Here is an 11,515-nt window from a genome sequence, read left to right as displayed (position 1 = left end):
GCTTTGTTCTAAATCACCGGCATGGTCCAGGATTTCCAGACACGCTCATCCTATCTCTCGCGCCGGCTCCGGCTGACGACGCTGATACGGCTGCGCTGGCTTGCGGTGGCAGGACAGAGCATCGCCGTGCTCTTCGTCGCGCTCTATTTGAAGTTTCCGTTTCCCGTCAGCATATGCTTTGCGCTGATCGCCTGCTCGGCCTGGCTGAACCTTCTCATGTCGTTCCGCTATCCGATAAATCATCGCCTTGAACCGCGGGCGGCCATCACCGTGCTTGCCTTCGACATATTGCAGGTGGCGGGACTGCTTTACATGACCGGAGGGCTGCAGAACCCCTTCGCCGTGCTGATGATTGTTCCGGTCATCATCTCTGCGACGTCGCTGCCGGCCTATGCAACGACCGCACTTGGCCTTTTGGTAACGGCCTGCGCAACGTTGCTCGCCTATGTCTACCTGCCCTTGCCCTGGTATGAGGGCGAGACGATGCAACTGCCCTTCGTACTGATCGCCGGCGTCTGGTGTTCGGTCGTTTCGGCTCTGGCATTCACCGCGGTCTATGCCTACCGCGTCGCCGAGGAAGCCCGTCTCCTCGCCGATGCGCTCAACGCCACCGAACTCATCCTGCAGCGCGAGCAGCATCTCTCCGCGCTCGATGGACTCGCCGCCGCTGCCGCGCATGAGCTCGGCACACCGCTGGCAACCATCGCGCTCGTTGCCAAGGAGATGGAGCGCAGTCTCAAGAAGGATGACCGGTTCGCCGAGGATATCGAGCTTCTACGCTCGCAGACCGAGCGTTGCCGCGAAATTCTCAAGCGGCTGACGAGCCTGTCGTCGACCAGTGAAGAGCACATGTCGCGCCTCAAGATTTCCTCGCTGATCGAGGAGGTCATCGAACCCAATCGCAATTTCGGCATCAACATCGTGGTGTCGAAGATGCGCGGCGAAGGCAATGAGCCGGTTATCCGCCGCAATCCCGGCATCATCTACGGTCTTGGCAATCTCGTCGAAAATGCCGTCGATTTCGCCCGCGAAACCATCAACGTCAATTGGGGCTGGAGCGACAGGACCGTCGAGATCGTCATCAGCGATGACGGCAAGGGTTTTGCTCCCGATATTCTCGACCGCATCGGCGAGCCGTACACCACGGGCCGCGACCGCGCGATCAACGAGCATGGCGGCGGTCTCGGCCTTGGCCTCTTCATCGCCAAGACATTGCTCGAACGCTCAGGCGCGACAATTACCTTCCGCAATCGCAACGATCCGGGGCAGGGGGCAGAAGTCGTTGTTATCTGGCCTCGCCATCAATTGCTTACTGACGGATAATCTTTGACTTTTTGTTCATTGCGAACCATTAACATCCATATTTACAGTGAATGAGCAGGAATACCTGATGGAAAACACGGATCAGGACGATATTGAAGCGATCGGCGGCGATCGAACACTTCTTCTGGTCGATGACGACAAGCCCTTCTTGCAGCGGCTGGCACGCGCCATGGAGTCACGCGGCTTCGTTGTCGCCATTGCCGATTCGGTCGAGGCCGGTCTTGCGAGCGTCAAGGTCAATGCGCCGGCCTATGCGGTCGTCGATATGCGCCTTGGCGACGGCAACGGCCTTGATATTATCGAGGCGATACGCGCCCGCCGCGAGGATACGCGCGCGATCGTCCTGACCGGCTATGGCAATATCGCGACCGCGGTAAACGCCGTCAAAATCGGGGCGATAGACTATCTTTCGAAGCCTGCCGATGCTGACGAGGTCTTTGCCGCGTTGACGCGCCGAACAGGTGAAAAAGTTGCGCCGCCAGAAAATCCGATGTCGGCCGACAGGGTGCGCTGGGAGCATATTCAGCGGGTCTATGAAATGTGCGACCGCAATGTTTCGGAAACGGCGCGCCGGCTTAACATGCATCGCCGCACGCTGCAGCGGATCCTCGCCAAGCGCGCCCCGCGTTAGATCGTGGTGACGATTAAAACATTTACTGCTTCTACAGCAATCCGAAACGAAACGCTTTATTCCACGTCGGTCTCGGGCAGCTCGATGCCGGCGAGTTCCGCGAGTGTCATGCGCGCAGCGCTGACCCGCGCAAACCGCAGGGTCATGGCTTTGCGCGTAGCGCCGGGCAATCTGTGCTCGGGGGCGTCGCGAATGATCTCGGCGCCATAGCCGTCCGAAAGGATGAATCCGCAATCGTCCGGAAAAATATCGGCGGGAACGCCGGGGTGGGTCGCGAAGAACAGCCGGTCGCAATGCTGGCGGTAAACCGGCCATTTGCGATCGACCCGGAAATCCTCGATCGAGGATTTGATCTCGACGATCCAGATTTCACCACTGCGCGTCAGAGCAACGAGATCTGCGCGCCGGCCCGAGGCGAGCGGCAGTTCCGGCATGACCGCGAGGCCGAGTTCAAGGAACAGCCGCTGCACCCCGCGGCGCACCATCATGGCGTTTTCCGACTGGCGGCCATCTATCAAGGGGCTTGTCTGACCTAGGGAGACGAGTGGCATAAACGAGACAATACCGACAAAACTGCAACCATGGGTAGGAAAACCAATCGCCAGGTTGAGCAAAACATGGTTAACGAAACACTGCGCTTTACAGTTAATCAGGCATTAACAATATTGGCGCAAGAGAGGCAACAGCTAAACCAAACGCCGATTCGCGCACAATTATTCACTGGGGTGACCATGCAACTGAAGACTATCGTCCTTGCGGTTGGACTGATGAGTGCAACCGCCTTGACCGGTTGTTCGACAATCGGGCTCAGCTATTCGACCGCGTCCTATAACTCCGTCGTCGACGCGGGATACGTCATTCCAGCGGTCCCGCGCACCAAGATCCCGCCGCAATATCTGCGCCAGGAAGTCAATTATGACGGGGGCGAAGCGCCGGGAACGATCATTGTCGATACCAAGGCAAAATACCTCTACTACGTCCTCGGCGACGGCCGCGCCATGCGCTACGGTATCGGGGTCGGCAAGCAAGGATTCGAATGGTCAGGCAGCGCCCGTATTGCCTTGAAGCGCGAATGGCCGACATGGACCCCTCCGAGGGAAATGATCGCGCGCCAGCCGAAGCTTGCCGAGTTCCGCGACGGCATGGATCCAGGCCTGAGCAATCCTCTCGGCGCCCGCGCCCTCTATCTGTTCAACAAGGGCGGCGACACCGGCTATCGCCTGCATGGCACACCGGAATGGTGGTCGATCGGCAAGGCGATGTCGTCTGGCTGCATCCGACTGATGAACCAGGACATTATCGACCTCTACAATCGCGCCGAAGTTGGCGCCAAGGTCATCGTCCGCTAGCATTCTCCGGCATATAAAAAGTGAAGGGCTCCGACATGGTCGGAGCCCTCCTTTTTTGTCCAGCGAACGCTTTGTGCGTCAGTTGAGGGCGCACTCCTTCTCCGGCTTCAGCCGCGGCGTCTGTGTGCCGTCCGGTGCGAAGGATGGCGGCAGCAGCGCGGCAGGTGGGTTTGAACCCCAGCAACTTGGCTTGTCGCTCAACGTGAACTCCAGGCGCGCACCCGACGATAGTTTGTCGAAATCGATCCATGGGCTGTCATGGGATGCGCCATTCACCGTCAGTTTCTGGATATTATTTGAGCGGGGTCTTGTCGGCCGTGATCGTGACGATCTTACCGTTGCCGAGCTTGATCCGCGCCTCGGGGAAGATCGGGCTGTGCAGGGCGAAGCCGGGTACAGCCGGTATTTCCGGATAAAGCCCGAGTGCGCCCCAGATGTAGACGCCGGACATGGCGCCTTCATCGTCATTTCCCGGCAACCCCGAAGGTGAAACCGCGAACTGCTCGTCAACGATGCGCCGGACCAACGCCTGCGTCTTGTATGGCTGGCTCGTCCAGTTGTAGAGCCACGGTGTAAGGAAGCCCGGTTCGTTGCCAATCCACATTCTCGCAGGCTGATAGCTCCAGCCGCCATTGAGGTTCTTTGTGAACTCATCCAGGCGGGCAATCCCATCCTTCTCCGTGCCCTTGTTCTTGTCCGTATCGATCACCAATCTGGCGAGCATGCCGCGAATGTCGTGCGGAACCATGAAGGTATATTGCTCGGCATTACCCTCGCGGTAGTCATTATCCCAGGTCGATACCGGCAGGTACGGCCCCCAGGTCCCGTCCTTGTTGCGCGGCTGCAACTGCGGATAGGGCTGCCCAGCCACACTGCGCCAGTTCGGGTTGAACAGGTTGGCCCAGTTGCCGGAACGTTTCATCAGCGTCTTCGGCTCGTCTGCTGCGGCTCCAGCGACGATCTGCGGATCCGTTGCAGCGATGCCGCTCGCGTATCGAGAGACGGCAAAGTCGGTGCTGGCATATTCCATATTCGTCGACGTCGCCTGATATTCGCCGCCGCCCTTGGCCAGATAGCCAAGTTCGATGTAACCGGTGAGTCCCGGCAGGTTAGTCGTCGTCCGGCATCTTGTGGCGCGGCCAAACGCCGTATCGAGCATGATCTTGCGCGCCTTCTGCCGGTCGAAGCCTGCTGCGCCGAAGGCGTTCGACTGAGCAACGATAATCGATGCGCCATCACCAGGCATGATGTTGCTGCTGGTATTTCCCTCCGCCCACATCGGGAAAGTCCCGCCGCAATCTTCCGCGTCGAAAACGAGCGACTGCATCATGTCGCCGACATCATCGGGCGCAAGCAGAGCCTGAAGCGGCGCAAGCGACCTGTAGGTGTCCCAACTCGAAAAGGTTGTTATATTGGACATGGCCTTCGGGGGCCTTTTTCGTGGTGCCGGCGTCATTGAAACTGATGTACTCGCCGTTCACATCGCTGAACACGGACGGCGCCAGAAAGGCATGATACATGGCCGTATAGAATTTCGTCTTTTCGTCTTTGGTCCCACCGTCGACCTGGATTGCATTCAGGCGCTTGTTCCATGCCGCATCCGCTTGCTCACGGGCCTGTTCAAACGTGAGGGCCCCGCCCTCCGTTTCGAGGTTGGCCATGGCATTGGCGATGCTGACATAGGATATAGCGGCCTTCATCAGCGCCTTGACCGGAGCGGAGGGCGAGGGCGCCGGGAAGGCAAGGGTAACACTGTTGCCGCTTTGCACGGCGGTGAAGGCCCGGTCGAGCGTTGCGTAGAAATATATCTTATAACTTTTTCCGCTGCCGCAGAACCCGCCTCCCGTTGCATAGCCGGAGACGGTGCGGTCGGCTTCGCTGACCGCGATGGTTAAAGACGATCCGGTGTAGTTTGTGCTGGCCTTAATTTTCAAGAGCGCAGGCTTGCCCTCGGGATAGGTAAAGCGACCCAGTCCACTGCGCACTGTACTTGTCAGTTCTGTTCGAATGGCATTCGACATTTTGACAGAGTAGTACCCGGCCCTTGCGACCTCGTCATTATGGCTGAAGGGAATAGTACCTTCTTTTGCGTCGATCTGCGGCATGATTGGAATCGCGCCGCCGGAAGGACAACCGACGCCGCTGAGATGTGTCAGGCTGAAGCTGTTGATCGATGCTTGGGGGTAGTGATAGCCGGGCGGGCTCCATGTTCCTGGAACTGCCGGGGTGTCGGGACCCCAAGCAATCATTCCGAATGGAGCATTTGCCGAAGGCGTTGTGAACCCGCCAAGCAGGTCTTCCGTGCTTCCGGTATCGGTCGGAGGCACCTGCCCGGTTCATCGGATCGACGAACTGGGTCAGTGCCATGTCCGATTGATCGGGATTTCGCAACGCCATCTCGATTTCGGTCAGGCGCGCCAGGATGTTCTTCAACGTTGCCGGATCGCCCGCAGGTTTGGCTGCAAGATCCTTCTGCAACTGCGTGAGCGTCGCTTGTATCGTCTTGATGGCTTCCGGATCACCGCTTGGTTTCGCAGCAAGGTCCTTTTGAACCTGGGCAAGCGCATCCTGCAGTGCTTTGACAGCCGCTGGATCGCCGCTTGGTTTTGCCGTGAGATCCATCTGTAGCTGTGTAACGGTGGTCTGCAGCGTCTTCAACGTTTCCGGATCGCCCGCAGGTTTCGCTGCGAGGTCTTTCTGAATCTGGGCAATTTTGTCCTGAAGCGCCTCGACCGCTTTCGGATCACCGGCAGGTTTGGCCGCAAGGTCGTTCTGCAATTGCGTCAGCGTCGCCTGCAGCGCCTTGATAGCCTCAGGATCGCCGTCAGGTTTGGCCGCAAGTTGTGCCTGCATCTCGGTGATGATGGTCTGCGCGTGCTCCAGTTCGGCAGCGCCTTGCGTTAGCGTTGTGCCCAAACTGCCGGCCGCCGCCTCGAGCTTGCTCTGGCCATCCTTCAGGCCTTGAATCTCGCCGGCCTGCTGGGCAATCGTCTGTTCGAAACTGCTCGTGTCGTTGTTGCTGTCTGTCTTGCGGTCGTTATTGCAACCTGCCAACAACGATACGCCAACCAGACCCGCCGCGAGTGCGGTCCGTGATTTCATAATTTCCTCCCAATGACTTAAATATGATGTGCAACGATCAAAACCGCCGGCTCCATCTCCGGACAACGTCCATATGTTTGCCGGCGCGAAATCTGCGCAGCTGCCGGTGGCGAATGAAGGAGGGGAGGGCCCCTCGACTCGCTCGCGGCAGAATTGCCGAGATCGACGCGGCGATCGCCGTTCCGAGGCTGTACGGGTGGAGGCGTCATTGCAGTGCCATACCGGCGTGACGACCGGAGCGCATCTGGCCGCCTTTCAAGCTCGGCCTGAAAACCGTCCCAGGCGATCACCGCCGGAACCGCGATCGTGAAATCCGGTTGCTTGCCATTCTCGCAGGCATCGCGCAAGACGGAGGACGTTCAAATCGGCATCCATATTTGATACCGGCCCCGGTATTGACGCCAAGTACAGTGAGGCCGTTTTCCAACGTTTCTATCGCATTGACAGCCAGCAAACCGAGGACGCGGGGCTAGGGGTAGCGAAGGTATCAGCTTTTGTGGATCGCCTCTCAGCAACGATTCTGTTGAACGCGGGATACGAAGTTGGAGGGCTCCGCGTTGACGTCGGATTGCTTAAGGGAGCCGCCAATCGGGTCTAAAAGACGATGCTTGGCAGTGCTTTTCCAGCCTTCGAGCAGTTAAGGATATCGTTTCACTTCACGCGACAGGTTTTAGTTTCTTTGTACCTCGTCGTGCCAGGAGATTGGCAACCACGAGCAGGATGATCGAAAGCAGCATCATCAGCGTGGCGGCGGCGGTGATTGCCGGGCTCAGACGTTCGCGCAGGCCGATAAACATTTCGAGCGGCATCGTTCGCTGATTTGCGCTGGCAAGAAACTGGGCAACAACGACTTCGTCGAATGAAGTGACGAAGGCAAATGCCGCCCCAGAGAGGACACCCGGCAGGATCAAGGGAAGCATGATCCGGTAGAATGCGACCATAGGCTTCGCTCCGGCAATCGATGCGGCGCGCATGAGGCTGCGGTCAAATCCCGTGAGGCTCGCGCCCACTGTTACTACCACAAAGGGACTGGCGAGTGCGGTGTGGGCGAGGATGATTCCAAGATAGGTGCTGGCCAATCCAACGCGCGCATAGAAGAGATAGGAGCCGACAGCTGTGATGACAACCGGCACGATCAGGGGGGAGATAACCAGCGGCATGATAATCCTCCGCGCTGGAAATCTCTCGCTTGATAGAGCGATCGCAGTCAACGTTCCGAGTGCTGTAGCGAGCGCGGTTGTGCCGAAGGCGATGATGAGGCTGTTGCCAATGGCCGTCTGCCAGCGGTCCGTGCCGAGAACTACCTCGTACCACCGGGTGGAAAACCCCTCCAGCGGAAACACGAAGAACGCTCCGCTGTTAAATGAAAGCGGTACCGGAATGAGGATCGGCACCATCAGAAAGGCGATGACGAGCGCAGCCCACAGCCAAAGCAACGTTACCCGTATTCGTTCACCAATTGTAGGATAGGGAGACAACAGCATGATCACACCGGCTTTAAGCGATCGAGACCGAGCATGCGGGCGAACACCGCGTAAAGTCCCAAGGTGAAAACGAGGAGGATGAAACTGAGCGCTGCAGCCATCTCCCAGTTCAGCTCGACATTGACGTAGTTCGCAATGAAATTGCTGATCAGCTGGTCCCCAGCTCCACCGACAAGGGCGGGAGTGATGTAGTACCCGAGGCAAAGAATGAACGTCAGGAGACAGCCCGCCATAATGCCGGGCACTACCTGTGGGAGGTAGACGCGCAGGAATGACGTCAATGGCCGGCCGCCGAGGGAATAGGCCGCCCGCATCTGCGATGGCTGGATCGTGCGCATCACGCTGTAGATGGGCAGCAGCGTGAATGGCAATTGGATGTGGGTCATGGCAACGATGAGACCAAGCCGGCTGTACATCAGATCAAGCCTTGTGCTCGTCACGCCGAGCCATAGGAGAGTGTCGTTGATCAGGCCGAATTTCTGCAAGAGCACCGTCCAGGCTGCCGTCCGCACCAGAATTGATGTCCAGAACGGCAGCAGCACGGCGACAATCAGAATTGCTCCTACGGTCTTCGGCACGCTGGCGATCAGGTAAGCAAGAGGAAATCCCAGAATGAGCGTCGCGAGCGTGACTGTCGCCGCGACGAGGAACGTTCGCGCAAACACGCGCAAGAATATCGCCTGTTCCAGCGGTACGCGTTCGATGCCGCCATCGACGTTCCAGCGAAGGTCGACCGCGCTCAGGAGGTAGAATGAGGTGAGGGCGTGTCTTCCTCGTTCTATCGTCGCCCATGTGCCTGGGCTGGTCCAGAACGGGACGGATTTGATTACGGATACTGTGTCGGTGATACCTTCTTTGTCGAGCGAGCGGGCGGTCCTAAGGATCTGGCTTCGCGCGCCAGGCAATCGGGCATTGAGGCTCTTGGCGAATTCCGCGAGATTTCCCCTTTGTTGATTGGCTTTCAGATCGGCAGCTAGCGCTTCGAAGGTCTTGTCGTCGGGAATTCCGCTGCCGCTCCAGCTCTGCATTGCAGCACTCGTGAGTGGCAAGGCATTGGCGATCGTCGGATCATAGACTGCCCGCGACAGGAGAATGGCGATGGGGATGCCAAAGCTCAAAAGCAACAAGACCAGGAGCGGTGTGGCGAGCGCGAACGACCGCAGCCGTTCGCGTGCCTGAGAGCGCCGGATCGCGGCCGCCACCGACTTGGTATCGGCTGCATTCGGATTAGTTCGAATGAACTGCTTGTGATCCATGTTGGTGGGCTGGGCCGTGGACATTGGACTATTGGGCCAGCCAGGCGTTGAAGCGCTTGACCAGATCCTCGCCATAGTCGCCCCAGAATTCCGTATCTGCGACGAGATATGTTTTCATGTGGTCGGGCGCATTCGGAAGCTTGGGCAACGCATCCTCGGCCACGAACTCGGTGGCGTCGGCCCTTACCGGCCCGTAGGTTATATAGCTTGCGAGCTTGGCGTTGTTCTCGGGCTTGCTGATGTAGGCGAGATATTGATAGGCAAGCTCCGGGTTCTTCGCGCCTTTTGGAATGCTGATCATGTCGTATTCAAGGATCTGGCCGTTCCAGACAATTTTGAATGGCTTGGAATCGGTGTCGATCGCGTTTTGGATGCGGCCGTTCCATGCCGTCGTCATGACCACCTCTTTCGAGGCAAGCAATTGCGCAGGCTGCGCGCCGGCATCCCACCAGACGATATCGCCCTTTATCGTATCCAATTTCTTGAACGCACGATCAACCCCTTCGGGCGTGGCCAAAACCTCATAGACCTTGTCAGCCGGAACACCATCCGCCATCAGCGCCCATTCGAGATTCTGCGCCGGGAATTTTCGCATCGCGCGCTTACCGGGGAACTTGGAGGTGTCGAAGATGTCGAGCACCGATGTCGGCGCTTCCTTCAGGACATTCGGATCATAGGCAAGGATGTCGCCATAGGCGTCCAGTCCGACACCGCACTTGAGGGCGGAGCCCTCAATGAATTTGGACTGGTCGGCAATCTTTGAATAATCGAGCGGCTCGAGAATGCCGGCGTCGCAACCCTGGAGAACCGTGGCCGTCTCAACGGTGACGAGATCGATCGGCACATTGCCCGTATCGACCATGGCTTTGACCTTGCCGAGATCACCAAGATATTCCTGCTCCACGATCTTGATGCCGGTTTCCTTACTGAAGGGTTCGAACCAGGCCTTGCGCTGCGCGTCCTGCCACGCACCGCCACTGGCCATGATCGATAATTCTTCGGCAATTGCGGATTGACTGAAGAGTGCGCAGACGGCGACCGTCGCCAAGGCAACGGAATGGAAAGAATGGCGTTTCATGGGTTCCTCTCTTGTTCTTGGTTGAGCTCTTCGACCTACTGCTGTGGCGGAAATGCGCGGCAATCCCTGTGCGACCAACCGAGCGAGATGGGTTGACCCTCTGGCGTTGTGGTTTCGGGACCGACTTTCACGCTCAGCAACTGACCATTGTCGAGCCGTGCCAGGAGCCGCAGATGATCGCCGAGATAGATTCTTCCTTCGACGGTCGCTTCGAACGCGTTCTCCTCGTTACCGTCCGCGGCAATCCGGATGCATTCCGGGCGGATGGCGACCTGGCACGGGGTTCCGTGTATCCCAATGTCGATTGCCGTCGCGCGGATGTGGCCGCCACCCTTGAGGGCCACGTGGCAAATATCGCCCGCCACCTGTTCGACAACGCCTTCAAGCGTATTGTTCTCGCCGATGAAGCTTGCCACGAAGGGGCTCTCCGGCCGGTTATAGAGACTGTCCGGCGTGCCGATCTGAGCGATGCCACCGTTGTTGAACACAGCGACGCGGTCTGACATCGTCAGGGCTTCGCTCTGGTCGTGGGTCACGTAAACGATGGTCACGCCCAGCATGGAATGAAGCTGCTTGATCTCAAGCTGCATGTGTTCGCGCAGCTTCTTGTCGAGCGCTCCAAGCGGTTCGTCCATCAGCACAAGACTCGGCTCGAACACCAGAGCGCGGGCCAGTGCCACCCGCTGCTGTTGTCCGCCCGAAAGCTGACCAGGCCGCCGGTCGCCAAACTTTCGTAACTGGATCATATCCAGTGCCTTATCAACGCGGCTGGTTACTTCGGCCTTCGAAAACTTGCGCACGGATAGCGGGAATGCGACGTTTTCCTCAACGGTCATATGCGGAAACAGCGCATAGTTCTGGAAGACCATACCAATGTTGCGTTCATAGGGCGGACGACGATCCACAGACTGCCCGTCCAACATGATACTGCCATTGGTTGGCCGCTCGAAACCCGCCAGCATGTTCAGCGTGGTCGTTTTGCCGGAGCCCGAGGGGCCGAGCAAGGTAAGGAACTCGCCTTTAGCCACATGCATGTTGAGCCGTGTTACTGCAAAGGTGCGGCCGTCGTAGGACTTCTCGACGTCAATGAATTCGACAAAGCGATCGGCTTCTTGCGATTCACTCTGCGCAGTCACAGTTTCGAACTGTCTATTTGCGTGGGCGACTATCATAGGTCACCAGTGTCACTGTGCGACGTCCACGCATTAGCTGACGGCGTTGGCGTTTGTTCAAGCAACCAAGGGCTTGGGCTCATCTGCTCCTCCTCACGGGACCGTTGAACTTATATGATC

General features: G+C 58.2%; 11 protein-coding genes and 1 pseudogene. 4 read left to right on the top strand and 8 right to left on the bottom strand.

Annotation, left to right across the window (positions count from 1 at the left end):
- Positions 1–21: 21 nt before the first annotated feature.
- On the top strand, positions 22–1,323 hold the full coding sequence (locus BLR72_RS07110) for an ActS/PrrB/RegB family redox-sensitive histidine kinase (RefSeq protein ID WP_027230595.1): 1,302 nt from the start codon (positions 22–24) through the stop codon (positions 1,321–1,323).
- Positions 1,324–1,390: 67 nt separating this feature from the next.
- Positions 1,391–1,954: an ActR/PrrA/RegA family redox response regulator transcription factor gene (locus tag BLR72_RS07105; protein WP_027230594.1), complete on the top strand. Its 564-nt coding sequence runs from the start codon at positions 1,391–1,393 to the stop codon at positions 1,952–1,954.
- Positions 1,955–2,010: 56 nt separating this feature from the next.
- On the opposite strand, the gene BLR72_RS07100 is transcribed toward BLR72_RS07105, so the two are convergent.
- Complete coding sequence (locus tag BLR72_RS07100) at positions 2,011–2,505, bottom strand: MmcB family DNA repair protein (RefSeq protein ID WP_091946819.1); 495 nt, start codon at positions 2,503–2,505, stop codon at positions 2,011–2,013.
- Positions 2,506–2,685: 180 nt separating this feature from the next.
- Here BLR72_RS07100 and BLR72_RS07095 point away from each other — a divergent pair, with 180 nt between their 5' ends.
- Complete coding sequence (locus tag BLR72_RS07095; protein ID WP_027230592.1) at positions 2,686–3,303, top strand: L,D-transpeptidase; 618 nt, start codon at positions 2,686–2,688, stop codon at positions 3,301–3,303.
- Positions 3,304–3,381: 78 nt separating this feature from the next.
- Here the strand turns inward: BLR72_RS07095 and BLR72_RS22240 are convergent, their stop codons facing one another.
- The 3 genes from BLR72_RS22240 to BLR72_RS22800 are packed head-to-tail and all read right to left on the bottom strand — an operon-like array spanning position 3,382 to position 5,552.
- Entirely contained in the window at positions 3,382–3,579 is a 198-nt protein-coding gene (locus BLR72_RS22240; RefSeq protein ID WP_139202509.1) for a glycoside hydrolase family 92 protein, read from the bottom strand.
- Between the two features lie 16 nt (positions 3,580–3,595).
- On the bottom strand, positions 3,596–4,723 hold the full coding sequence (locus tag BLR72_RS22805) for a glycoside hydrolase domain-containing protein (protein WP_175492306.1): 1,128 nt from the start codon (positions 4,721–4,723) through the stop codon (positions 3,596–3,598).
- Entirely contained in the window at positions 4,644–5,552 is a 909-nt protein-coding gene (locus BLR72_RS22800; protein ID WP_091946816.1) for a glycoside hydrolase domain-containing protein, read from the bottom strand. The genes BLR72_RS22805 and BLR72_RS22800 overlap by 80 nt, the downstream gene beginning before the upstream one ends.
- A 1,076-nt stretch (positions 5,553–6,628) precedes the next feature.
- On the opposite strand from BLR72_RS22800, the pseudogene BLR72_RS22680 reads away from it, so the two are divergent.
- Positions 6,629–6,746, top strand: a pseudogene (locus BLR72_RS22680) (DUF1612 domain-containing protein); the annotation flags it as partial.
- 315 nt (positions 6,747–7,061) lie between these two features.
- Here the strand turns inward: BLR72_RS22680 and BLR72_RS07075 are convergent.
- The 4 genes from BLR72_RS07075 to BLR72_RS07060 are packed head-to-tail and all read right to left on the bottom strand — an operon-like array spanning position 7,062 to position 11,359.
- A complete protein-coding gene (locus BLR72_RS07075) occupies positions 7,062–7,889 on the bottom strand; it encodes an ABC transporter permease (protein ID WP_091946813.1) in 828 nt (275 codons plus the stop codon).
- A 2-nt stretch (positions 7,890–7,891) separates the two neighbouring features.
- Entirely contained in the window at positions 7,892–9,169 is a 1,278-nt protein-coding gene (locus BLR72_RS07070; RefSeq protein ID WP_091946810.1) for an ABC transporter permease, read from the bottom strand.
- Between the two features lie 4 nt (positions 9,170–9,173).
- Positions 9,174–10,223, bottom strand: a complete 1,050-nt coding sequence (locus tag BLR72_RS07065) for an ABC transporter substrate-binding protein (RefSeq protein ID WP_091946807.1) — start codon at positions 10,221–10,223, stop codon at positions 9,174–9,176.
- Between the two features lie 35 nt (positions 10,224–10,258).
- Entirely contained in the window at positions 10,259–11,359 is a 1,101-nt protein-coding gene (locus tag BLR72_RS07060; RefSeq protein ID WP_244506652.1) for an ABC transporter ATP-binding protein, read from the bottom strand.
- Between the last annotated feature and the right edge of the window lie 156 nt (positions 11,360–11,515).

The organism is Phyllobacterium sp. YR620 (assembly GCF_900104165.1).
GTDB lineage: Bacteria > Pseudomonadota > Alphaproteobacteria > Rhizobiales > Rhizobiaceae > Phyllobacterium > Phyllobacterium pellucidum.
This window is presented reverse-complemented; position numbering and strand designations above follow the sequence as displayed.

Excerpts from the sequence above, each read along its gene's own strand:
- BLR72_RS22800 (WP_091946816.1), bottom strand. The coding sequence starts at position 5,552 with ATGATTGCTTGGGGTCCCGACACCCCGGCAGTTCCAGGAACATGGAGC.
- BLR72_RS07065 (WP_091946807.1), bottom strand. The coding sequence starts at position 10,223 with ATGAAACGCCATTCTTTCCATTCCGTTGCCTTGGCGACGGTCGCCGTC.
- BLR72_RS07110 (WP_027230595.1), top strand. The coding sequence starts at position 22 with ATGGTCCAGGATTTCCAGACACGCTCATCCTATCTCTCGCGCCGGCTC.
- BLR72_RS07070 (WP_091946810.1), bottom strand. The coding sequence starts at position 9,169 with ATGTCCACGGCCCAGCCCACCAACATGGATCACAAGCAGTTCATTCGA.
- BLR72_RS07075 (WP_091946813.1), bottom strand. The coding sequence starts at position 7,889 with ATGCTGTTGTCTCCCTATCCTACAATTGGTGAACGAATACGGGTAACG.
- BLR72_RS22805 (WP_175492306.1), bottom strand. The coding sequence starts at position 4,723 with ATGTCCAATATAACAACCTTTTCGAGTTGGGACACCTACAGGTCGCTT.
- BLR72_RS07100 (WP_091946819.1), bottom strand. The coding sequence starts at position 2,505 with ATGCCACTCGTCTCCCTAGGTCAGACAAGCCCCTTGATAGATGGCCGC.
- BLR72_RS07105 (WP_027230594.1), top strand. The coding sequence starts at position 1,391 with ATGGAAAACACGGATCAGGACGATATTGAAGCGATCGGCGGCGATCGA.
- BLR72_RS07095 (WP_027230592.1), top strand. The coding sequence starts at position 2,686 with ATGCAACTGAAGACTATCGTCCTTGCGGTTGGACTGATGAGTGCAACC.